Raw genomic sequence first — 22,866 nt, forward strand, 5'->3', positions numbered from 1 at the left:
GGAACGTCTCGAGCTCATCGATGTGACCCACGCGACACGGCTCGAATCCCACGCGCCAAGTCAATCACCGACGGGATGGATGGGCGCGTGAATGTCGGAGCCCCCTCGTAGTGTCGGGGGTATGGAAGAGGTTGGCGTGGGTGAGTCGGGGACTGGGGCTTCGGATGCTGACGCGTTCCTGTACGAGCACGATGTGTGTGAGTGGGATGGTGAGGCCGGGTGGGTTCCGCCGCGTCCGGATGCTGTCGCTCTGGTGCTCGAGGCGGCTGATCTGGAGGCGGTGCTCGCGGCGCAACGGTTCGCGCGGGTCGATGACCTGCGCCTGGAGGCTTTGGATGATGTGACCCGGTTTGGGGGTGGGTCGCGGGAGCTGGTGATGCGCTCACTCCGGTTGGAGTTGGCGTCGGCGTTGCGGGTGACGGAGAGCGCGGCGGGGATGATGCTCGCCCGTGCCGAGTCGCTGGTGCACTCTTATCCGAGCGTGTTGGAGTCGCTCTCGCACGCGGGTGTGACGGTCCGGCATGCGGAGATCCTCGTTGATGACCTGGATGTGCTCGACCCCGATCTTGCGGCACGCCTGGTGGGGCGGGCGTTGGGGTTGGCGGAGTCGTTGCCGGTGGGGTCTTTTCGGCGGGCGTTGCGGCGGTTGATTGACCGGGAAACCGCCCCGACTCTGACGGAGCGCCATGAAGCCGCGGTGCGGGGGCGTCGGATCGTGGTGGAACCGGTGGGGGATTCGATGGCGTGGGTGCATGCGTTGGTTCCGTCGGTGGAAGCTCACGCGATCTACACCCGGGTCACCCAGCAGGCGGTGGTGATCCGTGACCACGACCGCGGTTCGACCCGCGGCGGCTCGCCCGAAGGTTCGGGGGAGCGGTCGTTGGATGAGATTCGTGCTGACGTGTTCTGCGACCTGCTCATCGATGGGGTCGTGGCCCAGCACCCGGAGGGTGCGCGGGGGATCCAAGCGACCGTGGTGGTCACCGTCCCTGCCCTTGCCCTGCTCGGGGTCGAGGGTGTGACCGATCCGGCGGAGGTGGAGGGGGTTGGTCCGATCCCGATCGAGACCGCCCGGCAGCTGGCCGGTAATGCGTCGGGGTGGATGCGGGTCCTGACCCACCCTGAAACCGGGGCCGTGGTCTCGGTGGGCCGCACGAGGTATCGGCCACCGCCGGAGCTGGTGAAGCTCGTGAAGTGGCGGGCTGACCGGTGTATGGGACCGGGATGCGGGAAACCGGCCTCGCAGTGTCAGATCGACCATACGATCGCGTGGGAACACGGGGGCGAGACGAGTGTGACCAACACGGCCCCGCTCTGTCAGGGCCACCACACGGTGAAACATCATGGCGGGTGGCAGATCACCCACCTCGATGACGGGTCCCTGGAATGGGTATCCCCACACGGGCGCAGGTATGTCGTCCAGCCTGAACGACACCTCCCCACCTTCTACCCCCACGCCGCCTAAGCGCGCTTGGCGCCGGGCAACGGTCGGGTTGTGCCTGGGCGCCGCGATCAGTCCGCGAGCGGGGGTCGGTCCAGCGGCTAGCCGTCGGCACCGCGCTGAGCCGCCAGAGTCAGAACGACAGTCCGAGTAGAGTGCCGTCATGGTGTCGTTTGGTCAGGCGATGGCGGATGCGAAACAGCCGGCTCACGACTCCGCCACCTTCTGGCAAAGGCAGACGGATGCCGTAGCCGACGTCTCCGGCCCCGTGGCGACGCTTCACCTCGGGGCGCTGCGGCACAATGCGCTGGACATGGCGGTGCGTGCTGCAGGCGTCCCGATCCGGGTTGCCAGCAAGTCCATCCGCGTGCGGGAGGCCATCGACGCCACCCTCGCGCTCCCGGGCTACGCCGGGATTCTCGCCTTCACACTGCCCGAAGCGCTCTGGCTCGCCGAAACGCACGACGACGTCGTTCTCGGGTATCCGACAGTTGACCGCGCGGCGATCGCTGCCCTGGCCCAGAGCGACCAGGCATGCGCGCGCGTCACGCTCATGGTCGATGATCTTGCCCAACTCGACGTCGTCGATGCTGTCGTGCCGCCGGGCGCGCGGCCCGTCATCCGTGTCGCAATCGACGCCGACGGGTCGTGGCGTGCTCCCGCTCTCGGTCACATCGGCGTCCGCCGCTCACCCGTGCATGAACCGGGCGAGGTGGCGAGCCTCGCCCGAGCGATCACACGCCGCGACGGTTTCCGACTCGTCGGACTCATGATGTACGAGGCGCAGATCGCCGGCCAGGGGGATGCCACGGGCTCGGGCGATGGCCTCATTCGATGGATGCAGCAGCGCTCGTCCGCTGAGCTTCTGCAGCGGCGTCAGGCGATCGTCTCAGCCCTGCGACCGATCGCCCCCCTCGAGTTCGTCAACGGCGGTGGAACCGGATCGCTCGAGTTCACGGCATCCGACCAGGCAGTCACGGAAGTGACGGCGGGAAGCGGCCTGTTCGCCGGCCACCTGTTCGATGGATACCGCGCCTTCGCCCCCCAGCCAGCGGCCGCCTTCTCGCTCGAGGTCGTGCGCAAGCCCACCCCCGACATCGCGACGGTCCTCGGTGGTGGATGGATAGCGTCGGGCCCGTCCGTCGCGTCGCGCCAGCCCCGGCCGGTCTGGCCGACCGGTCTTCGAACGCTGCCTCGCGAAGGAGCGGGGGAGGTGCAGACCCCCCTGCAGGGCGAAGCGGCTCGACACCTGCGCGTGGGGGATCGGGTGTGGTTCCGGCATGCCAAGAGCGGCGAACTCGCCGAGCGAGTCGAGCATTACCTGCTCGTCGACGACGACACCGTCGTCGGCGAAGCACCGACGTATCGCGGCGAAGGGAAGGCGTTCCTGTGACACGACCGGGTGGCACCTGGCAGAACTGGGGGCGCTCGGCACGCGTGCGACCGCAGAGCGTCGAGTTCCCGGCATCCGCAGATGCCGTGCAGCGGTCGGTGCAGGCGGCGCTCTCCCGCGGCCGTCGTATCAAGGCGGTGGGCTCGGGCCACAGCTTCACCGGGATCGCCATCGCCCCGGACGTCCTGCTCGATCTGAGCGATCTGACAGGGCTCGTGTCCGTCGACGCGCAGCGGCGTCGCGTGACGCTGCGTGCCGGAACGCGGCTGCACCAGATCCCGGGATTGCTCGCGCCACACGGCCTCGCGATGGAGAACCTCGGTGACATCGACCGGCAGACGATCGCCGGCGCCATTTCCACGGGAACACACGGCACCGGTGCCGCCTTCGGAGGGATTTCCACCCAGATCGTCGGGGCGACGCTTGTCACGGGGACCGGCGAGCTACTGCGGGTCACAGAAACCGAGAACGCGGAGTTGCTCCCGGCCGTCGCGCTCGGACTCGGTGCTCTCGGCATCCTGGTCGAGGTGACGGTGCAGTGTGTCCCCGCCTTCCTCCTCGACGCGACTGAGCGTCCGGAGCCGCTGCTCGATGTGCTGGACGGCCTGGACGACCGGGTCGCGGCGACCGATCATTTCGAGTTCTACTGGTTTCCTCACACGGATGTCGCGCTGACGAAGTCGAACACACGACTGCCCGAGTCTGCGGTGCGCTCGCCGCTGCCGGTGGTCGGGAAGTGGGTCGATGAAACCCTGCTCGCCAACGGCGTCTACCGTGCTGTCTGCGGCCTCGGTGCGCGGGTTCCGGCGATCGTGCCGCCGTTCTCCCGCCTCGCGGTCAACCTCACCGGCAATCGCGACTACACCGACCGGTCGAACCGCGTCTTCACGCAGCGCCGGACGGTGCGGTTTCGCGAGATGGAGTACGCCCTCCCGGCCGCGGCGGCCCGCCCCGCGTTCGACGAGATGCGGGCGCTCATCCGTGCCCGAGGGTGGCGGATTTCGTTCCCCGTCGAGGTGCGCTTCGCGGCCGCCGATGACCGGTGGCTCTCGACCGCGCACGAGAGAGACTCCGCGTACATCGCGGTGCACCGCTACTGGCGGGAGGACCCCACCGAGTACTTCACCGCCGTCGAGCAGATCATGCTCGCGCACGACGGCCGGCCGCACTGGGGAAAGATGCACACGCTGGATGCCGAGGCGCTGCGTGTTCGCTATTCGAGGTTTGACGACTTCGTGACACTGCGCGATCGGCTCGATCCGCAGCGGGCCTTCCAGAACGCCTACCTGGAGCGCGTGCTCGGAAGCTGAGTGTGCCGCGCGCGAACACCCGACGCACTCACAGTCAGCGGTGAGGCCCGTCCCCTAGGATGGCTGGCATGTGGGAGTGGCTGATCCCGGTTCTGATCATCGTGGCGCTGGTCGTCATCGTTGGCATCTATCTGTGGGCGACGTACAACTCGCTCGTGCAGCTCAATGTGCGCGTAGACGAGGCCTGGAGCGACATCACCGTCCAGCTCAAGCGCCGCGCGGATCTGATACCCGGGCTCATCGAGACCGTGAAGGGCTACGCAGCCCACGAGCGGGCCGTGTTCGAGAACGTCACTCAGGCGCGAGCCGAGACGCTGTCGGCGTCCGGCCCCGCAGAGGCCGGTGTCGCAGAGGGGCACGTGCAGCAAGCGCTGAAGTCCCTGTTCGCCGTCGCGGAGGCCTACCCGCAGCTGCAGGCGAGCACGAACTTCCTGCAGCTGCAGCAGGCTCTCGTCGACACCGAGGACAAGATCCAGGCATCCCGCCGCTTCTACAACGGCGGTGTTCGCGAACTGAACACCAAGATCAAGGTCTTCCCGAACAATCTCTTCGCCAAGAACCTCGGGTTCACCGAGCGGGAGTTCTTCGAGGTCGTCGACGGGGCAGCGATTTCCGAGCCGCCGCGTATCCAGTTCTAGTCGGCTCCGGCGAGAGGCCGCATGTACAGCGCCATCGCGCGGAACAAGCGCAACACCTGGTTCATCCTGATCCTGTTCGTGCTGGGACTGGGCGCCGTGGGCCTGCTCGCGGGCTGGCTCATGGGCAACAACTGGTGGGTCACCGCTTTCGTGCTGATCTTCGCCGTCGGATACGCAACGGTGCAGTACTTCGCCGCAGACCGCGAAGCGCTCGCGTTGGCAGGCGCGATCGAGGTCTCGCGGGAGGAGGCCCCGCGGTACTACCGGCTGGTCGAGAACCTGTGCATCACGACCGGTACGCCCATGCCGCGGCTCTACGTCGTTGAGGACTCAGCTCCGAACGCCTTCGCCACGGGCCGCAAGCCCGAAGAAGCGGCGATCACGGTGACGACGGGACTGTTCGAGATCATGACCGACCGGGAGCTGGAGGGAGTGCTCGCGCACGAACTCGGACATATCCGCAACTACGACATTCGAGTCTCACTGATCGTGTTCGGCCTCGTCGTCGCGGTGGGGCTGCTCGCCGACATCCTCATGCGCATGGCCTTCTTCGGCGGACTCAGGCGCTCAGGAGGCAACAGCCAGGCGCAGCTGTTCTTCCTCATCTTCGGCATCGTCGCGGCGATCGTCGCGCCGCTGCTGGCCGGCGCGGTGCAGGCGGCTATCTCCCGTCAGCGCGAGTACCTCGCCGACGCCACCGGAGCGCTCACCACGCGCGACCCCGACGGTCTGGCATCCGCGCTCGCCAAGCTCGAGTCCCACGCCCAGCCGCTGAACCGAGCCAATACGTCGATGGCGCACCTGTGGTTTGCGAATCCGCTGAGCGCAAAGGGCATGTCCCGCCTGTTCGCCACGCACCCACCGATCCCCGCGCGGATCGAACGCCTGCACACGATGGGCGCAGAATTCTGACGGACAGCTCGTGCTGCCGCCCGTTCTCAGTCCACCGACAGGACCAGCCGATTGCCGGTGAAGGTCATGCCGCCGCGGAGCGACCATTCATCCGTGCGATAGGTGAAGCTTCCCGCTGAACCGTCGCGGGTCGTGCCGCTGGCAGTCGCGACCAGCACACCGCCGGTCGCCGCGAAGCTCGACAGGTCGTCCGAGAAGGCGAGCGTCGGCGCGGATTCGACGCGAAACGCCAGCGAGGCCAGAGCGGCGAGGTCGGCTGCCCACGGCACACGGATGCCGCAGCTCTCCGGTACCGAGTCGGTGGGCGCGACGCACGCGTCGAGGTACGCCTGGACCTGCGTGGCCGCCGCCTCGACCGCGCCGTCCGCGACCCGCGGCTGCAGGTCCACGGCCGCGGCGCCGCCGGGAACTACCGCCGCGGACGCCTCGCCGGTCAGGATGCCGACAGGAGCGGGGATGACGTCATAGCGCGCGGGGAGGAGGAGCATCGGCTCGTCCGCCGCGACGATCGCGGTGCCGAGCGCCGCGGCGTCTCCGAGCGTTGAGCTGATCGCCATCGATCCGAGCCCGCTCTCGGTCACCTTCCATCCGTCGGCGGTGCGAACGAGCCCCACCGCCGCCGTGCCGGGCTGGGAGTCGAGGGAGAACGCAACCGACACTGTCGCCGTTTCGCCGTCCTCGTCCACCCCTGAGACGGTCACTCCCGAGATCCTCCCCGACGCGCCCTCGAACGCCGCCTGGGCGACGGTGGCATCCACATCCTCAGCGGCGACGAGGGCGAGCGCTGACGCGGCGTCGCCACGGGTGAGAGCCTCGAAGTAGTCCTCCGCGACCGCCTGCGGCCCCGCCGGGCGAAGCAGTACCCAGACCAGTGCGGCGCCCAGCGCAAGCAGCAACGCACCCCCCGCGACAACGGCGATGAGAGGACCACGTTTCACACCCCCACGCTAGTGGGCCTGCTGCCGGCTGGCGGTGCGCCCGGTTCTAGACTGAGCGGATGAGCGCTCCCGACGACAAGCCCAAAGGATCGTTCTTTGACGCGATCCGGGACCGACGTCGGATCGTGTCGATGGAGGCGACGCGCGGCATCCCTCCCGGGTACCATCTCGCCGCGGCGTACGCATGGCGATTCCTCGTGATCGCGGCCGCCGTCGGCGTCGGTGTCTGGATCGTCATCCAGCTCAAACTGCTGGTGATCCCGCTGCTGATCGCGATCCTGCTCACGGCCCTGGTATGGCCTGCGTTCACCGGAATGCTACGCCTTCGCTTCCCGAAGTGGCTCGCGATCCTCCTCACCGTCGTGGGCACTGCCGCCATCATCACGGGCCTGCTGTGGCTGGCGATCTGGCAGATCACGCGCGAGTGGCCGTCGGTTCAGCAGCGCACCATCGAGGCCGTGCAACAGTTTCGCCAGTACCTGATCGATGGACCGCTTCACTTGACGGCCGAACAGATCGACGACCTGCTCGCGCAGGCGTGGACCTTCATTCAGCAGCAGGCCGAACTCTTGTGGACCGGCGCTCTGGCGATCGGGACCACCGTGGGACACGTGGCCACGGGCGCTCTGCTGACTGTCTTCATCCTCCTCACCCTCCTCGCTGACGGATCAGGGATCTGGCGGTGGACCACGCGGCTGTTCCCGCGGGCGTCCCGTCCCGCGGTCGACGGCGCCGGGCGCGCCGGCTGGGTCACCGTCGCCAACTACGCACGGACGCAGTTGCTGGTCGCGACGATCGATGCGGTCGGTATCGGTCTGGGGGCGTTCCTGCTCGGGGTGCCCCTCGCGATCCCCGTCGCCGTCCTGGTCTTCCTCGGCTCCTTCATCCCGATCGTCGGTGCGGTCCTCACCGGAGCGCTCGCCGTCTTCCTCGCGCTCGTCTACAACGGCCCATGGATCGCGCTGTGGATGCTGGTGGTCGTGCTGGGCGTCCAGCAGCTCGAGGGGCACGTTCTGCAGCCGCTTCTGATGGGATCCGCGGTGAAGGTCCATCCGCTGGCCGTCGTGCTCGTCGTCGCGGGCGGCGCGCTCATCGCGGGCATCCCGGGCGCTCTGTTCGCGGTCCCGTTGGCCGCGTTCGTCAACGTCGTGGCCGTCTACATCGGTGACCGGGCATGGGAGACCGGCGCGAGACCCGACGCGCCCGACCTGATTTGGTCGACGGTTCCCCGGCCGAGGAGAATCGGGAGGTGAGCATCCCCACCCTCGCCGACGTCGAGGATGCGGCCGCAACTCTTTCGGGCGTCATCCGCCGCACGCCGATGGACGAGTCCCTGCATCTGACTGACCTGCTCGGCGTTCCCGTCGCCCTCAAACTCGAGAACCTGCAGCGCACCGGCTCGTTCAAGATCCGTGGCGCCGCGAACCGGCTCTCGCGGCTGACCGACGCTGAGCGCGCGCGCGGCGTCGTCGCGGCCTCCGCAGGAAACCACGCGCAGGGCGTCGCCCTGGCCGCACAGGAGCTCGGGATCGCGGCGACGATCTTCATGCCCCTCGGGGTGCCGGTTCCGAAGCTGCTGGCCACACGCGGGTACGGCGCCGATGTGATCCTCGAAGGTGCGACGGTGGAGACCCCCCTTCGCCTGGCCGCCGAGTTTGCGGAGCGCACGGGGGCGGTGCTGATCCACCCGTTCGACCACCCCGATATCATCACGGGCCAGGGAACGCTCGGGCTCGAGCTCATGGACGACGTCCCCGACCTCGACACGGTCATCATCGGCATCGGAGGCGGGGGACTGATCTCCGGTGTCGCCGCAGCGGTCAAGGCGCGCGCAGCGGCCGTGGGCCGGTCCGTCCGCGTCATTGGAGTGCAGGCCGAGAACTCTGCCGCCTACCCCGCGTCACTGGCGGCCGGGCACCCCATCGAGGTCGCCACCCGCGCAACGATCGCCGACGGGATCGCGGTCGCGCGCCCAGGAGACCTGCCCTTCGAGATCATCAGCCAACTGGTCGACGAGGTCGTCACCGTGTCCGAAGACGACATCGCTCGGGCGCTGCTGGTGCTTCTGGAGCGCGCCAAGCAGGTTGTGGAGCCAGCCGGAGCCGTCGGTGTCGCCGCCATTCTCGCCGGCAAGATCACCGCTCAGGGCCCGACGGCGTGCGTGCTGTCGGGGGGCAATATCGACCCGCTGCTTCTTCAGCGCGTCGTCGCCCACGGGCTGTCGGCGTCGGGTCGATACATGACGATGCGCATCCCGCTGCCGGATCGGCCCGGACAGCTTGCGCGCGTGTCAGAGCTGCTGGCGCTGGCCGGAGCGAACGTGATCGAGGTGCTGCACACGCGCCACGGGCAGGGGCTTCAGATCAGCGAGGTGATACTGCAGTTGAGCGTCGAAACCCGAGGCGAGGAGCACAAGGCGCACGTCATCGCGACGCTCGAGAACGCCGGGTTCGTCGTTCATGTCGCCGCGGACTGACAGGGCGACTCACTGTCCGTCGTAGGTCTCGACCTTGACGATCTCCACGGTGATCTCCCGGCCATTGGGCGCGGTGTAGGAGGTCTTGTCTCCCTCGCTGAGGCCGAGGATGGCGGCCCCCAGCGGCGACGCCTCGCTATAGACATCCAACTCGGAACCCGCACCGATCTCGCGATTGCCCAGGAGGAACACCTCCTCGCCGCCCGCGATGATCGCGGTGACGACAGTTCCCGACTCGACGACCCCCATGCTCTCGGGTGCTTCGCCGACCTTGGCGTTCTTGAGCAGCGCCTGGAGGGTACGGATGCGGGCCTCCTGCTTGCCCTGCTCGTCCTTGGCGGCGTGGTAGCCGCCGTTCTCCTTGAGGTCTCCCTCTTCGCGCGCCGCCTCGATACGCTTTGCGATCTCTTCGCGGCCGACCGTGGAGAGGTGCTCGAGTTCGGCGCTGAGGCGATCGAACGCCTCCTGGGTGAGGAAGGTCACCGGGGCATCGCTGGACACGAGCGTCTCCTTTCGTCGGCGCCGATATGGCAAGACGCCCCGGCAGCGCCAGGGCGTCGTGGATTACGGTCTGGCTAGATTACGTCACCCAGCAGGAGTTGATCAAACCCGTCGTGGCGCCGGCCGTCGTGGGGATCGTCTCGACGAATCCCCTCGTGTGTTCGGTCGAGGGCGGGATGACGAGCACGCGCCACCCGACGATCCCGTGATCCTCGTCCTGCGCCTCCAGCACACACGCGACCTCGCGTCCGACGGGAGCCGTCACCTGGAAGCGAAGGTTCACGACCCGATCGTCGATCACCTCGAACCCCGTGGTGTCGGCATCCACGCTCTCGAGTGAGCCCGCGACCGTCATCCATGCGAACCAGCCGATCGCGGCGCCGACCGCCACGAGCCCGAGAGCGATCGCCCAGCGCGGCGCGCGACCGCGCGATCTCCCGTAGCGGTCATCGAGCTTGGCGCGGATCGCGTCGGCGGATGCAGAGGAGGCGGTCGTCATGGGGGTGTCTCGAGGGTCGTAGGCTGGAACTCCAGGCTAGACGCTGGCCACCCGAAACGAGACATGATGCGCATTCCGATGGTCACCGCGACCCCCGTACCGAGTCCGTCATCGACGGTCGATCCGAACCTGGTCACTCCCGGTCCGTGGGGCTTCCTGGTGATCGCGCTGCTCGCGGTGGCAGTGATCCTGCTCATCACCGACATGATGCGACGGATCCGACGCGGCCGCGTGCGCGCCGACATCCGGGATGAACTCGACGCCGAGGCCCGAGCGGAGGCGGAGGGCCTCGGCGTTTCGGACGAATCCGCGACCGAGACGGACGAGGTCGATCCTGAGCGAAACTCGCGGCCCGAAGGCTCCTAACGCGGCGTTCTCGAGGCCGGCGGGGTCTACCCGTGATAGGCCGGGCTGAGCCCGATGAGAAGACACGCGGTCCAGTGGCACAGGAACGCGAGCACGGTGCACACGTGGAAGATCTCGTGGAACCCGAAGTGGTTCGGCCAGGGATTCGGGCGCTTGAGCGCGTAGACGACAGCGCCGAGCGTGTAGAGAACACCGCCGACGGCCACGAGCACCATCATTGCGGCGCTCGCCTGGAACAGCGGAACGATGTACATGACGGCTGCCCAGCCGAGCACCAGGTACAGGGCGACGTAGAGCCAGCGCGGCGTGTCGATCCAGAACACCCGGAACAGGATGCCGAGCACAGCGCCGCCCCACACCAGGGAGAGCAGGATGGTCGCCTCCCTCGTCGGGAGCGCGAGCACCGCGATCGGGGTGTACGTCCCTGCGATCAGCAGCAGGATGTTCGCGTGATCGATGCGCTTGAGAACAGCGCGGGTCGCGGGCTTCCACCGGAACCGGTGGTACAGCGCGGAGTTTCCGAACAGCAACAGCGACGTCAGCATGAACACCGTCGCCGACCACTTCGCGGCGGCACCCTGCGACAGGACGATCAGGACGATGCCGGCCGCAAACGCGATCGGGAAGGTCGCCGCGTGGATCCACCCGCGCCAGGAGGGCTTCAGTTCGTCGCGCGTGACGGACTCGGCTTCTTCGACCAGCGGGATCCGCGGCATTTCCGCGCCCTCGACCGCCTCGTCCCAGTCGGGGGTCGGGGGAGGGGGCTGATGGTCCGCGCCGGATGGGGTCACTCTTCGAGCCTACGAGTCCGCGTATGCCAGTGGGAGTACGCTCGCGGCCTCTCGTCGGCGACGTGCCTCGCAGATGAGTCCGCGGCGGCAGGAGTAACGTTGCCGTGTGGCATCGGGAGTGCGGGCAACGGCGCGCGGTAAGGGGCCGTTGTATCGGCTCTACACCGCTCGACTTCGCCGTCAGCTGACGCCGGAGAACATGCCGCATCACATCGCGATGATGATCGACGGCAATCGCCGCTGGGCGCGCCAGCTCGGCTACGAGACCGCGGCGCACGGCCATCGCGCGGGCGCCGCCAAGATGCGGGAGTTTCTCGAGTGGTGCGACGACCTCGGGGTTCGTGTCGTCTCCCTCTACCTCCTCTCGACCGACAACGTGCGAAAGCGCGACGCCGCGGAGCTGAACGATCTGCTGCAGATCATCGCCGGTCTCGCCGAAGAGCTCTCGCGAGTCCGCGATTGGCGGGTCAAGCACGTGGGGCGGGCTGACCTGCTCCCGCCGGAGCTGAACACCGTGCTGGGTGCTGCCGAAGCCCGCACGGCGGGCAATACCGGGCTCCACGTGAACCTCGCGGTCGGGTACGGGGGAAGATCCGAGATCGTCGACGCCGTGCGAAGCATCATCGCCGCCCACGACCGCGACGGAGGTTCGCTCGAAGAACTCGCGGCGAGCCTGACCCCGGAGCAGATCGGCGAGCACCTCTATACCGGCGGACAGGCCGACCCCGACCTCGTCATCCGCACCTCCGGAGAGCAGCGCCTGAGCGACTTCCTGCTGTGGCAGAGCGCGCACAGCGAGTTCTACTTCATGGAGGCCCTTGGACCCGACCTGCGCGAAGTGGATTTCCTACGGGCGCTGCGTGACTACGCGAGTCGGGAGCGTCGGTTCGGCGGCTAAGCCCCTCTCCCGGGCGTCCTGTCGACGCATCGCGCACGCCCCGTCGGTGCCAGGCCGTGCCAGAATGTGACCGTGACGGGTGACATCACAACGTATATCGAATCGTTCGATTCCGAGCCCGGCTACCTCGACTGGGCCGCGTTCGGTCCGCTTTCGCCCGTCGTGCGCAGTGAAGTGCACGCGGATGCCGAACTCCTTGGAACGGGGCGCCGCTCCAGCGTCGACCTCGTGAACGAGCACGTCGACCAGTCGCGTGCTCACGCGGCATCCGTGCTGGGTGTGCCTGCCGAGCAGGTCGTCATCCAACCCTCTACCAGCCACGGCTTGCAGCAAGCCATCTATGGCCTCAGCGGAACCATCCTGCTCTCGCGTGCGGAGTATCCGGCGCTGACGATTGCCGCCGCGCGCGCCGAGGCCTCGATGGACACCGTTCGCGCAGCCTGGCTCGACCCCGAGCACGGGTACATGACGCCGGATGCTGTGCGCGATGCGCTCACCGACGAGATCACGGCCGTCGCGGTGAGCCTCGTCGACTTCCGCACCGGATTTCGTGCCGATCTGACCGCGTTGCGCGAGGTCATCGGTGACCGTCTTCTGATCGTCGACGCGATCCAGGGACTCGGGATCGTGGATGCCGACTACAGTGCTGCCGATGTCGTCTGCGCGAACGGCTACAAGTGGCTTCGCGCGGGACGCGGTACCGGAGTGGCCAGCTACAGCCAGCGCGCGGTCGACAGGCTGACCCCCGTGCTCTCGGGCTACGCGGGAGTGGCCGACGGGCTCCCCGTCGACGCCCTCCCCGCGCCGGCCCCTGACGCGCGAGCCTTCATCGTCTCGAAGGCTGACTCGCTTGCTGCCGCGCGGCTCGGGAGCGCGCTGCAGGAGATCCATGACGTCGGTGTCGCGACCATTTCCGAGGTCGTCGCCGACCGGGCGACGCGAGTGATCGAGATCGCCGACGAGAACGCCATTCCCGTCCTCACCCCTCGAGAGCCCGAACGTCGCGCGGGCATCGTGACCCTCGCTCCCGATCCGCAGGACGCCGGGCCCCTCGCGGCGGCGCTGGCCAACGCGGGCGTGACCATCACGCCGCGCGGCGGCACGATCCGGGTGTCGGCTCACGCCGGAACGGACGATGAATCGCTCTCGCTGTTCGCGTCCGCCGTGTCGGCGTTCGCGGCATCCCGGTCCTGGTAGCGGTCGAGGGAAATTTACCTCGACGTAACGGTGCCGACAGCGTGTCGCCGCCCGCGGCACCCGGGTGGCGTCGTACGTTCAACTCGTCGGGCAAGGCGCCCGACCGGGTCGGCCGTCAGGATCGCGACTCGTGACCCCTGGTCGACTCGCTGGGTACCGGGATTTACCACCCGGGGCGGGAGTGGGTTGTGACCACACGGGCAGCACAGGCACAGGATCGGGCCCTCCAGGACCACCGGATCGAGGATGCCGAGCAGGATCAGACGCTGCGCACCTACGTGCTCGACACATCGGTGCTGCTGAGTGATCCTCGCGCGTTCTTCCGATTCGCGGAGCACAACGTCGTGGTTCCGGTTGTCGTGATCACCGAGCTCGAAGGCAAGCGGCACGATCCCGAGATCGGCTACTTCGCGCGACAGGCGCTGCGTCACCTCGACGAACTCCGGGTAGAGCACGGGCGACTGGACTTCCCGGTTCCGGTCGGTGCGGGCGGCACGCTGCGCGTCGAGCTCAACAACACGAACCCCGACGCTCTGCCCTCAGGGATGCGGCTGGGCGACAACGACAGTCGAATCCTTGCCGTCGCGATGAATCTCGCCTCCGACGGTCAAGAGGTGACCGTCGTGTCCAAGGACCTGCCGATGCGCGTCAAGGCCGCTTCGCTGGGGATCTCGGCCGAGGAGTACCTGGCCGAGCAGGCAGTGGATTCCGGATGGACGGGCATCGCAACCATCGACATCTCCGGCGACGAGCTGAGCGATCTCTACGAGAGCGAGGTGGCCACCAGCGAGCAGGTCACCGGACTGCCCGTAAACACCGGCCTCATCATCCACTCCGAACGCGGATCGGCCCTCGGGCGAGTCACCGGCGACGGGGGCTTTCGCCTCGTCCGCGGCGACCGGGAGGTCTTCGGACTGCACGGCCGCTCCGCGGAACAGCGTGTCGCCATCGATCTTCTCCTGGATCCCGAGGTGGGCATCGTGTCCCTCGGGGGCAGGGCGGGCACCGGCAAGTCCGCGCTCGCGCTCTGCGCGGCGCTCGAGGCAGTGCTCGAGCGGCAGCAGCAACGCAAGATCATCGTGTTCCGCCCTCTGTTCGCTGTCGGCGGTCAGGAGCTGGGCTACCTCCCGGGTGACCAGAGCGAGAAGATGAACCCCTGGGGGCAGGCGGTCTTCGACACGCTGGGTTCGGTCGTCTCGGGCAATGTCCTCGACGAGGTCGTCGAGCGCGGCTTGCTGGAGGTCCTGCCGCTGACCCACATCCGCGGGCGCTCGCTCCACGACGCGTTCGTCATCGTCGACGAGGCGCAGTCGCTCGAGCGGAACGTCCTCTTGACGGTCCTCAGCCGCATCGGCCAGAACTCACGGGTTGTCCTCACCCATGACGTCGGTCAGCGCGACAACCTCCGGGTCGGTCGGCACGACGGCGTGGCGTCGGTCATCGAGACGCTCAAGGGCCAGGAACTGTTCGGTCACGTCACGCTCGTACGGTCGGAGCGTTCGGCGATCGCGGCGCTGGTCACGGACCTTCTCGAATCCGGAGAGTTGTCCTGATCTGACGGGATCGGCGCGCTCACAGCAGACCCGTATCCAACCATGAGAAGAGTCTCATCGAGGGGCGGGTCTGTGGTGACCGGGTGTCTGACACCATGGAGCTAAAGGGTTCCGCGAGCCCCCCAGATCGCGAGGCCCCCGGTCGGTGACCCCCCAATAGCCGACCCGCCCCCGGCGACTCCCCAGACGCCGGGGGCATTCTCGTTGGTCGTCACTCCCAGCGGTAGCCTGCACCGCGGACGGTGGCGATGTGGTGCGCCCCGAGTTTGCCGCGAAGGTACCGCACATAGACGTCGACGACGTTCGAGCCCGGATCGAAGTCCATCTCCCACACGCGGCTGAGCAACTGTTCGCGCGAGAGCACTGTGCCGGGGCTGCGCAAGAATTGCTCGGCGAGGGCGAACTCCCGTGCTGACAGCTCGACTTCGCGGCCGCCGACCAGCGCTCGCCGGGAGAGCAGGTCCAGCGACACTTCGCCGTGAGAGATCTTCGTCCCGGGGCTGGTCGGCAACTCCCGAAGTCGGGACCGGACACGCGCGAGAAGCTCCTCGAAGGTGAAGGGCTTGCGAATGTAGTCGTTCGCGCCCGCTTCCAGGCCCTCCACGGTGTCCCGCGTGCTCGTGCGGGCGGTGAGCATGATGATGGGCACGGTGCCACCCTCGCGCCGGATCTGACGGAGGACGTCGAAACCGTCCAGCGTCGGCAGACCGATGTCCAGGAGCACCAGGTCGATGCCGCCCGCGCGCAGCAGTTCGAGCGCGGGCGGACCGTCGTCCACGATCACCGTCTCGTACCCCGCGGCGCGCAATCCGCGCGCCACGAAGGCCGATATCTGCGGCTCATCCTCGGCGATGAGAATCGTCGTCACCGGCTCCCCCCTTGGTGAATCACGTCATCGGCGCGTACCGGCGCCGGGTAGGCCGCGCCGCTGGTGTGCGGCACATGGATGGTGAACGTTGCCCCACCCCCGGGGCTGTCGCTCACCTCGCATCGGCCACCGTGGCCTTTTGCGATGGCGTCGACGATCGCCAATCCCAACCCTGATCCTCCTACACTACGGCGTCGCCCCGCGCGGTCGAAACGGCGGAAGATCCGATGCCTCATCGCCGGCGGGACACCGGGGCCGTGGTCGCGGACCCAGAGCCGAACCTCGACAGCATCCGTCTCGCTCCCGATTTCGATCGGAGTTGTCTCGGGGGAGTACTTCGCCGCGTTGTCGGCGAGCTGGAGCCACGCCTGCAGGAGGCGATCGGCGTCGCCCCGCATCCGTCCGGTCGCCCGCGCGGCGACACGCCAGTCGTGCCCGGGGATGACCGCGACCATGTCACCCATCCGCGCGGTGAGCACGGCCAGGTCGATGTCGCCGTGCTCGTACGTGTCGGTCTCGGCCGCCGCGAGCAGATCGATGTCCTCGACCAGACGGGAGAGGCGATCGAGCTCGGCGATCCCGATCGCCCGGGTCGCATCGACATCCGCCTGATCGAAAGCGTCCATGATCTCGAGGTGCCCGCGCACGATGGTGATCGGGGTCTTCAGCTCATGACGGACATCGTCCAGAAGCTGACGATGCGAGTCGACCGAACCTTCGAGTCGGTCGAGCATGGAGTTGACGGTCTGGGACAGTTCCGCGAGACCGTGCTCGCCGTCGGAGGGGAGCCGGCGGCTCAGATCGCCCAGAGTCATGCTCTCGGCGGCGGTCCGCACGCCCTCGATCGAACGGACGGCTGCGCCGACGACGTACCACCCGACGATCGCCACGATCCCGATCGCCACGAGCGATGCCGCGCCGAACACGACCATCGGAAGCAGGAGGTCATCGAGCCGCGCCGGATCGTTCCAGACACCGACCGCCTGAACCGTGAACGTGACGCCTCCGACAAGCGCGAGCGCGACAGCGCACGCCACCGTCGACCCCGTGACGATGCGACGCCGAGCAGTACTCGGCCGTTGCGACCGCGCCATGTCGTGATTATCGCGCGGCACTCGTGCCGAGCGCATCCACGCGCTGTCAGCCCGCGCGGGTCATCGACAGGAGGTCGAGCTTCTCATCGAGCTGCTCGAGGGTGAGCTCGCCCCGGTCGATGTAGCCCAGAGCGATGACCGCCTCGCGGATCGTGATGCCCTCAGACACCGAATGCTTGGCGATCTTCGCGGCGGCCTCATAGCCGATGAGCTTGTTCAGCGGGGTGACGATCGACGGCGACATGCCGGCGAATGCGGCAGCGCGCTCGACGTTCGCCTCGAGGCCGACGATCGTCTTGTCGGCCAGGACCCGAACCGTGTTCGCGAGCAGCCGGATCGACTCCAGAAGCGCGGTACCCATGACAGGGATCGCGACGTTGAGTTCGAAGGCTCCGGAGGCGCCCGCCCACGCGATCGTCGCGTCGTTGCCGATGATCCGTGCGCAGACCATGAGTGTGGCTTCGGGAACCACCGGGTTCACCTTGCCGGGCATGATCGATGACCCGGGCTGGAGGTCGGGGATGCGTAGCTCGGCCAGCCCCGTGTTGGGACCTGACCCCATCCAGCGCAGGTCGTTGTTGATCTTGGTCAGTGACACCGCGATCGTCCGGAGCGCGCCCGATGCCTCGACGAGCGCGTCACGGTTTGCCTGGGCTTCGAAGTGGTCCTTGGCCTCCGTGATCGGCAACTCGGTCTCCGCCACGAGGATCTCGAGGACCCGCTGAGGAAAGCCCAGCGGAGTGTTGATACCGGTGCCCACCGCCGTGCCTCCCAGCGGCACTTCAGCGACATGAGGGATCACCGCCTGCACCCGCTCGATGCCGAGACGGATCTGGCGCGCATAGCCGCCGAACTCCTGGCCGAGCGTGACCGGAGTGGCATCCATGAGGTGCGTGCGTCCGGACTTGACGACGCTCTTCCACTGCTCCGCCTTTTCCTCGAGCGCGACCGCCAGATGGTCCAGAGCCGGGATGAGGTCGTCGATGAGCTCCTGTGTGACGGCGACGTGCACCGATGTGGGGAAGACATCGTTGGAGGACTGCGACGCGTTGACATGGTCGTTCGGGTGCACCGTCTGGCCGAGGCTGCGGGATGCGAGGGTCGCGAGCACCTCGTTCATGTTCATGTTCGACGAGGTCCCGCTGCCGGTCTGGTAGACGTCAATGGGGAACTGGTCGGCGTGAGCGCCGCCGATGATCTCGTCGGCCGCGGATGCGATCGCGTCCGCGATCTGCGGATCGAGCGTGCCGAGGTCCTTGTTGGCAAGCGCGGCGGCCTTCTTGATGCGCGCCAGCGCGACGATCTGCGCGGGGTCGAGCGCGTCGCCCGAGATGGGGAAGTTCTCGACCGCGCGCTGCGTCTGCGCGGCGTAGAGCGCGTGCGTGGGGACCCGCACCTCGCCCATCGTGTCGTGCTCGATGCGGTACTCGATGTCAGTCACGTCCTTGTTCCTTCGCTTCGGTTCTGTCTGGGGCATCCGCCCCGCGGTGATCAGGAGTTCTCGGCGGCGCCCACGATGACGTCGGGTACCGCCGTCCCCTCGGAGAGTCGATAGTTCGCTCCGACGATCGCGAGCGTGCCCGCGGCCACGGCGTCGCTGATCAGCTCGGACGAGTGGAGGAGCTCGGCGACCGTGTCTCTCAGATGCTCGCGGCCGACCTCTTCGGCATCGACAGCGCCGCCCTCGGATGCTCGGATGACCCGTCGTACCGCGGGGACGATGGGGGCGATCTGCCGCCAGATGTGCGGGGGAAGTGAGGGAGCATCGACCGTCGTGGATTCGATGGCTGCCGCAACGGCGCCGCACTCGTCGTGGCCGAGCACGACGATCAGGGGAACCTCGAGCACCGCCACCGCGTACTCCAGGCTCCCGACGACAGAATCCGAGATCACTTGTCCGGCGTTTCGGACGACGAAGAGGTCGCCAAGGCCCTGATCGAAGATGATCTCCGCGGCCAGGCGCGAGTCTGCGCACCCGAACAGTGCGGCACGGGGGCGCTGGCCGCTGGCGAGTTCATGACGACGCTCGACATCCTGCCGGGGGTGGGAAGGATCTCCCGAGACGAACCGGGCGTTGCCCTGGCGCATCTCGTTCCACACCTCGGCGGGCGTCGCGGTCGGCGTCATCAGCTCTCCTCCCGGGCAGCGATGATCTGTTCGGTGAGCCCCTCGGCGACCACGCGCAGCGTTGCGGCATCCGTGGCGCCGTAGACGAGCACGGTGTCGTCGCCGAGCGTGGTGCTGATCGCCGCCGAGATGTTGCCCGCCCTCGCGGGGTCGGGGATGTCGTACTCCACCCATTCGACGCCGTCGATGACGATCGTGCCGGCCGGATCCGCGCCCGAGAGTTCCCGGGTCGCCCACGTCTGGTCGGCGCCGAATCCTTGCGCGACGCGAACGAAGCCGGCATCGCCATCGGGGACATACAGCACCGTCCAGGTGCGCGGGTCCTCGCCCGCGACTGTTGCGGAGGTGACCAGCCAGCTGTCGGGTACCGCTGGAACCAGCGCGGTCGACCCGTCGAGGGTCAGCGATACCTCTCGTGCCACCGCTTCGACATCGATCGGTTCCTGCGGAGCCGGCTCGCCGCGCGGCACCGCGAAGATGACGATCGCGACGACGCCGAGAGTGATGACGAGAGCGGCGATGAGATTGCGGAAGGTCTGGCTCGAGCGGTAGACACGCGAGGACTCGGCCTTGCGCGCTGCCGCCTCAGCGGCCGTTTCGGGTCGGCCGAGTTCGGCGACGATCCGTTCACGCTGCGCCATTACCCCTCGTTCCCGCTCTCGGTACGGCTGGATGATGCGCGCGCCGCATCCAGCCGTTCCTTCGCACCGACGAGCCACTGCTCGCACCGTGCCGCGAGCGCTTCGCCGCGCTCCCACAGTCGGAGTGACTCCTCGAGGGTTGGGGCACCCTGCTCCAACTCCGCGACCACGCGCACGAGCTCGTCGCGCGCCTGCTCGAAAGACAGGCCGTCGATGTCCCCCGAAGCGGAAGGGTTCGCGGCGGTCATGGACTCCATCCTAGAGCGGCGGATCGGGCGTGCTCGCCTCGGCGATCTCACCCGCGGAGCGGGCCGCAAACGATCCCCGTCCGACAGTGACCGTGACGTCGGAGCCGGGGGGTGCCTGCCCGGCGTCGCGCACGATGACGCCGCCAGCGAGGTGCGCGATCGCGTACCCGCGGGCGAGGGTGGAGGCCGGAGACAGCGCCCGTACCGCCGCCCGCAGCTCGGCGGTACGCCGGGACTGCGTCGCCACGGCGCGTTCCGCGTGATCGCGACCTCGCGCAACCAGCAGCTCGATGTGCTGGGCGCGCTGCGAGAGGGCATGCTCAGGATTGCGCAGCACAGGCCGGGAGCGCAGCTGTTCCAACTGGGAGATGTCGTGGGACAGTCGCTGCGTCACCCGCGTTCGCGCTCGACTGAGCAGCTGCGCCACCAGCGCTCGTTGTTCGGCGACATCCGGGACGACGCGCTTTGCGGCATCCGTCGGCGTGGACGCACGAAGGTCGGCCACATCGTCGAGGATCGGGTGGTCGTTCTCATGACCGATCGCGCTGACGATCGGGGTGGATGCCGCAGCGACGGCGCGCACGAGCCGCTCATCGCTGAAGCCGAGGAGTGTCTGTGGGTCGCCGCCGCCACGCGCGATGATGATGACGTCGACCTCGGGGTCGGCGTCGAGGGCCTTCAGCGCGGCGATGGTCTCGGGGACGCAGCGGTCGCCCTGGACTGCCGCGTAGCGCGTGCGGAACCGGACCCGCGGCCAGCGCAGCTCGGCATTTCGGTGGACGTCCTTCTCGGCATCGGAGTTCTCACCCGTGATCAGTCCGATCAGATGCGGCAGGAAGGGAAGCGGCCGCTTGCGGGCGGGATCGAAGAGGCCTTCGCCGCGCAGCTGGGCTCGCAGCCGCTCGAGCCGTTCCAACTGATCCCCCAGACCCACGTGCCGCATAGCCGACACGGCGAAACTGAAGTCACCGGTCCGGGTGAAGTAGTCGGCCTTGACGCACGCGACGACCCGATCGCCGACCGCGAGGTCGGACGGGAGTCGTTGGCGTGTGCTCGACCAGATGCGGATCGAGATCGTGGCGTCGGTCGTCAGATCTTTGATGCGCCCGAAGACGTTCCCGCCGCGAAGGTTCCATGACGTGATTTCGCCCTCGACCCACACCGAGCCCCACGTCTCGACGAAGCCGCGGATCGTCTCGCCGAGACGAGCGACCGACGTCGGAGACTGGGCGTTGGAGTCTCGGGGGTGCACCGAATCCGGGGGAGGGGACTGCCCAGGAACTGCCTCGGGCTGAAACGTCGTCATAGTCCCTCTCGGTTTCCCCGTCCCCGCTCAGACCACGCCCGTAGAATCGGAGCGATGAGCACTCCCGCGGTCCACATGCCCATGCCCCGCGTCCCGCGGCGCCGAGAGCGCCTCCAGGATATCCCGGTCGACCGACCCAAGCGGGTGCTGCTCGCTGCGCCCCGGGGATACTGCGCCGGCGTCGACCGTGCCGTGATCGCGGTCGAGAAGGCCCTGGAGCGGTTCGGCGCCCCCGTTTATGTCCGCAAGCAGATCGTTCACAACATCCACGTCGTGACCGAACTCGAGCAGAAGGGTGCGATCTTCGTCGACGAGGTCGACGAAGTGCCCGAGGGAGCTCACGTGGTCTTCAGTGCGCATGGCGTTTCCCCAGCCGTCGTCCAGTCCGCGGCGGACCGCCAGCTCCAGGCGATCGATGCGACGTGTCCGCTGGTCACCAAGGTGCATCGCGAAGCCGTGCGGTTCGCCCGCGATGACTTCGAGATCCTGCTCATCGGGCACGTCGGTCACGAAGAGGTCGAGGGGACCGCCGGCGAGGCACCCGAGCACATCACGGTCGTGAATTCGCCCGAGGAGGCCGACACTGTGCAGGTGCGGGATCCATCGCGCGTCGTGTGGCTATCGCAGACGACACTGTCGGTCGACGAGACGATGGAAACGGTACGTCGACTGCGTGAGCGTTTTCCCGAGCTGCAAGACCCGCCCTCCGACGACATCTGCTACGCCACGCAGAACCGCCAGGTCGCCATCAAGAAGGTCGCCCAGGACGCTGACCTCGTGATCGTCGTCGGCTCCGCGAACTCTTCGAACAGTGTGCGACTTGTCGAGGTCGCGCTGGAGTACGGTGCGAAGGCCGCGTACCGCGTCGACTATGCCGACGAGATCCGGCAGGAGTGGCTGGAGGGTGTCGCCAGCGTCGGCGTGACCAGCGGCGCATCCGTGCCCGAAGTTCTCGTTCAGCAGGTGCTGGAAGACCTTGCCTCGGCGGGCTACCGAGACGTGGCCGAGGTTCGTACGGCTGAGGAGGACCTGATGTTCTCGCTCCCCAAGGAGCTTCGCCAGGGTGCCGCCGGTCACCGGGGCGGGCGAGTGCGCGCATGAGCGAGGACGAGCGGCCGGAGCCGAGGTACGGCGTCTACGCGACTCCCGAAGAGCAGCGTGCCCGGATCCAGAAACCGGATGCGACGTGGTCGCTTGAGACCGGCGAATCGGTGACCGATGCCGCATCGGCGGCGTCCCCCGACCGTGCTGCGCCCGGGTCCGGCGCCTCGAGCGTCGGGGCGCGCTCCGGCGCGATCGATCGCATCGTCACGTTCGCGCTGCTGGCCTACGCGCTCGTGAATGTCGCGGTTGCGGCGCTGGCGCTTCTCGACTTTCCGCAGTACGCCGCCACGGTCTTCGAGGTGATGGGGATCCCCGGCGAGTACACGAATCTCGACGGCGGACGGGTCTGGGGGACTGCGGCGGCGATCTCGCTCGTGCTCGGCTACCTCATCACCGCGTGGTTTTCGGTGCGTCGCACGATGGCCAGGAAACTCGCGTGGTGGGTTCCGCTGGTCGGTGCGGTCGTCACACACGTGATCGTGGGAGCCCTTGCCGTCGTGCCGCTGATGTCCGACCCGGCGTTCACGGCGTACCTGTCCTCGATGGGGTGAGCGCAGGTACGCCG

Annotated in this window: 24 protein-coding genes; 13 read left to right on the top strand and 11 right to left on the bottom strand. The window is 68.0% G+C overall.

Annotated features, from left to right (window positions below):
- The first annotated feature begins 121 nt into the window (after nucleotides 1-121).
- The 5 genes from ACSGC5_RS07900 to ACSGC5_RS07920 all read left to right on the top strand — a co-directional run bounded on the left by ACSGC5_RS07900 (nucleotide 122) and on the right by ACSGC5_RS07920 (nucleotide 5,694).
- Entirely contained in the window at nucleotides 122-1,465 is a 1,344-nt protein-coding gene (locus tag ACSGC5_RS07900; RefSeq protein ID WP_434970100.1) for a DUF222 domain-containing protein, read from the top strand.
- Nucleotides 1,466-1,604: 139 nt separating this feature from the next.
- The gene (locus tag ACSGC5_RS07905; protein WP_434970101.1) at nucleotides 1,605-2,834 is read left to right on the top strand and encodes an alanine racemase; all 1,230 of its coding nucleotides are present in this window, start codon (nucleotides 1,605-1,607) and stop codon (nucleotides 2,832-2,834) included.
- Complete coding sequence (locus ACSGC5_RS07910) at nucleotides 2,831-4,144, top strand: D-arabinono-1,4-lactone oxidase (RefSeq protein ID WP_434970102.1); 1,314 nt, start codon at nucleotides 2,831-2,833, stop codon at nucleotides 4,142-4,144. Before ACSGC5_RS07905 ends, ACSGC5_RS07910 begins: the two co-directional genes overlap by 4 nt.
- Nucleotides 4,145-4,212: 68 nt before the next feature.
- The gene (locus ACSGC5_RS07915; protein WP_434970103.1) at nucleotides 4,213-4,782 is read left to right on the top strand and encodes a LemA family protein; all 570 of its coding nucleotides are present in this window, start codon (nucleotides 4,213-4,215) and stop codon (nucleotides 4,780-4,782) included.
- Nucleotides 4,783-4,803: 21 nt separating this feature from the next.
- The gene (locus ACSGC5_RS07920) at nucleotides 4,804-5,694 is read left to right on the top strand and encodes a M48 family metalloprotease (RefSeq protein WP_434970104.1); all 891 of its coding nucleotides are present in this window, start codon (nucleotides 4,804-4,806) and stop codon (nucleotides 5,692-5,694) included.
- 26 nt (nucleotides 5,695-5,720) lie between these two features.
- Here ACSGC5_RS07920 and ACSGC5_RS07925 read toward each other — a convergent pair whose 3' ends face one another.
- A complete protein-coding gene (locus ACSGC5_RS07925; protein WP_434970105.1) occupies nucleotides 5,721-6,632 on the bottom strand; it encodes a hypothetical protein in 912 nt (303 codons plus the stop codon).
- 59 nt (nucleotides 6,633-6,691) lie between these two features.
- Here ACSGC5_RS07925 and ACSGC5_RS07930 point away from each other — a divergent pair, with 59 nt between their 5' ends.
- A complete protein-coding gene (locus ACSGC5_RS07930; protein ID WP_434970106.1) occupies nucleotides 6,692-7,885 on the top strand; it encodes an AI-2E family transporter in 1,194 nt (397 codons plus the stop codon).
- Nucleotides 7,882-9,108, top strand: a complete 1,227-nt coding sequence (gene ilvA, locus ACSGC5_RS07935; RefSeq protein WP_434970107.1) for a threonine ammonia-lyase — start codon at nucleotides 7,882-7,884, stop codon at nucleotides 9,106-9,108. Before ACSGC5_RS07930 ends, ilvA begins: the two co-directional genes overlap by 4 nt.
- Nucleotides 9,109-9,117: 9 nt before the next feature.
- On the opposite strand, the gene greA is transcribed toward ilvA, so the two are convergent.
- A complete protein-coding gene (greA, locus tag ACSGC5_RS07940; RefSeq protein ID WP_434970108.1) occupies nucleotides 9,118-9,609 on the bottom strand; it encodes a transcription elongation factor GreA in 492 nt (163 codons plus the stop codon).
- Nucleotides 9,610-9,688: 79 nt separating this feature from the next.
- Complete coding sequence (locus ACSGC5_RS07945) at nucleotides 9,689-10,108, bottom strand: DUF4307 domain-containing protein (RefSeq protein WP_434970109.1); 420 nt, start codon at nucleotides 10,106-10,108, stop codon at nucleotides 9,689-9,691.
- A gap of 63 nt (nucleotides 10,109-10,171) precedes the next feature.
- Between ACSGC5_RS07945 and ACSGC5_RS07950 the strand changes: the two genes are divergently transcribed.
- Nucleotides 10,172-10,474: a hypothetical protein gene (locus tag ACSGC5_RS07950; protein ID WP_434970110.1), complete on the top strand. Its 303-nt coding sequence runs from the start codon at nucleotides 10,172-10,174 to the stop codon at nucleotides 10,472-10,474.
- Nucleotides 10,475-10,500: 26 nt separating this feature from the next.
- Here ACSGC5_RS07950 and trhA read toward each other — a convergent pair whose 3' ends face one another.
- Nucleotides 10,501-11,190 (bottom strand): PAQR family membrane homeostasis protein TrhA, encoded by a 690-nt coding sequence (gene trhA / locus ACSGC5_RS07955; protein WP_434970305.1) that lies wholly within the window; start codon nucleotides 11,188-11,190, stop codon nucleotides 10,501-10,503.
- Nucleotides 11,191-11,371: 181 nt separating this feature from the next.
- On the opposite strand from trhA, the gene ACSGC5_RS07960 reads away from it, so the two are divergent.
- The 3 genes from ACSGC5_RS07960 (at nucleotide 11,372) to ACSGC5_RS07970 (ending at nucleotide 14,913) form a co-directional block, all read left to right on the top strand.
- Entirely contained in the window at nucleotides 11,372-12,163 is a 792-nt protein-coding gene (locus ACSGC5_RS07960; protein WP_434970111.1) for an isoprenyl transferase, read from the top strand.
- Between the two features lie 72 nt (nucleotides 12,164-12,235).
- A complete protein-coding gene (locus ACSGC5_RS07965; protein WP_434970112.1) occupies nucleotides 12,236-13,360 on the top strand; it encodes an aminotransferase class V-fold PLP-dependent enzyme in 1,125 nt (374 codons plus the stop codon).
- Nucleotides 13,361-13,548: 188 nt separating this feature from the next.
- Complete coding sequence (locus tag ACSGC5_RS07970; RefSeq protein ID WP_434970113.1) at nucleotides 13,549-14,913, top strand: PhoH family protein; 1,365 nt, start codon at nucleotides 13,549-13,551, stop codon at nucleotides 14,911-14,913.
- A gap of 211 nt (nucleotides 14,914-15,124) precedes the next feature.
- On the opposite strand, the gene ACSGC5_RS07975 is transcribed toward ACSGC5_RS07970, so the two are convergent.
- Genes ACSGC5_RS07975 through xseA form a run of 7 tightly spaced genes read right to left on the bottom strand, consistent with a single transcriptional unit; the run spans nucleotide 15,125 to nucleotide 21,197 of the window.
- A complete protein-coding gene (locus ACSGC5_RS07975) occupies nucleotides 15,125-15,781 on the bottom strand; it encodes a response regulator transcription factor (protein ID WP_434970114.1) in 657 nt (218 codons plus the stop codon).
- Nucleotides 15,778-16,875: a sensor histidine kinase gene (locus tag ACSGC5_RS07980; protein ID WP_434970115.1), complete on the bottom strand. Its 1,098-nt coding sequence runs from the start codon at nucleotides 16,873-16,875 to the stop codon at nucleotides 15,778-15,780. Before ACSGC5_RS07980 ends, ACSGC5_RS07975 begins: the two co-directional genes overlap by 4 nt.
- A gap of 46 nt (nucleotides 16,876-16,921) precedes the next feature.
- The gene (locus tag ACSGC5_RS07985; protein WP_434970116.1) at nucleotides 16,922-18,316 is read right to left on the bottom strand and encodes a class II fumarate hydratase; all 1,395 of its coding nucleotides are present in this window, start codon (nucleotides 18,314-18,316) and stop codon (nucleotides 16,922-16,924) included.
- 50 nt (nucleotides 18,317-18,366) lie between these two features.
- The gene (locus ACSGC5_RS07990) at nucleotides 18,367-19,002 is read right to left on the bottom strand and encodes a carbonic anhydrase (protein ID WP_434970117.1); all 636 of its coding nucleotides are present in this window, start codon (nucleotides 19,000-19,002) and stop codon (nucleotides 18,367-18,369) included.
- Nucleotides 19,002-19,643: a DUF4245 family protein gene (locus ACSGC5_RS07995; protein ID WP_434970118.1), complete on the bottom strand. Its 642-nt coding sequence runs from the start codon at nucleotides 19,641-19,643 to the stop codon at nucleotides 19,002-19,004. Before ACSGC5_RS07995 ends, ACSGC5_RS07990 begins: the two co-directional genes overlap by 1 nt.
- On the bottom strand, nucleotides 19,643-19,891 hold the full coding sequence (locus ACSGC5_RS08000) for an exodeoxyribonuclease VII small subunit (RefSeq protein WP_434970119.1): 249 nt from the start codon (nucleotides 19,889-19,891) through the stop codon (nucleotides 19,643-19,645). Before ACSGC5_RS08000 ends, ACSGC5_RS07995 begins: the two co-directional genes overlap by 1 nt.
- A 10-nt stretch (nucleotides 19,892-19,901) precedes the next feature.
- Nucleotides 19,902-21,197: an exodeoxyribonuclease VII large subunit gene (gene xseA, locus ACSGC5_RS08005; protein ID WP_434970120.1), complete on the bottom strand. Its 1,296-nt coding sequence runs from the start codon at nucleotides 21,195-21,197 to the stop codon at nucleotides 19,902-19,904.
- An 81-nt stretch (nucleotides 21,198-21,278) separates the two neighbouring features.
- Between xseA and ACSGC5_RS08010 the strand changes: the two genes are divergently transcribed.
- Together ACSGC5_RS08010 and ACSGC5_RS08015 are read left to right on the top strand one after the other, a co-directional pair.
- A complete protein-coding gene (locus tag ACSGC5_RS08010) occupies nucleotides 21,279-22,298 on the top strand; it encodes a 4-hydroxy-3-methylbut-2-enyl diphosphate reductase (RefSeq protein WP_434970306.1) in 1,020 nt (339 codons plus the stop codon).
- Nucleotides 22,295-22,852 carry a DUF6264 family protein gene (locus ACSGC5_RS08015; RefSeq protein WP_434970121.1) on the top strand — a complete coding sequence of 186 codons (558 nt, stop codon included), beginning with the start codon at nucleotides 22,295-22,297 and terminating at the stop codon, nucleotides 22,850-22,852. The genes ACSGC5_RS08010 and ACSGC5_RS08015 overlap by 4 nt, the downstream gene beginning before the upstream one ends.
- The last annotated feature ends 14 nt before the right edge of the window (nucleotides 22,853-22,866 follow it).

Origin of the sequence: Microbacterium sp. bgisy207 (genome assembly GCF_965345035.1) — a bacterium.
Classification (GTDB): Bacteria; Actinomycetota; Actinomycetes; order Actinomycetales; family Microbacteriaceae; genus Microbacterium.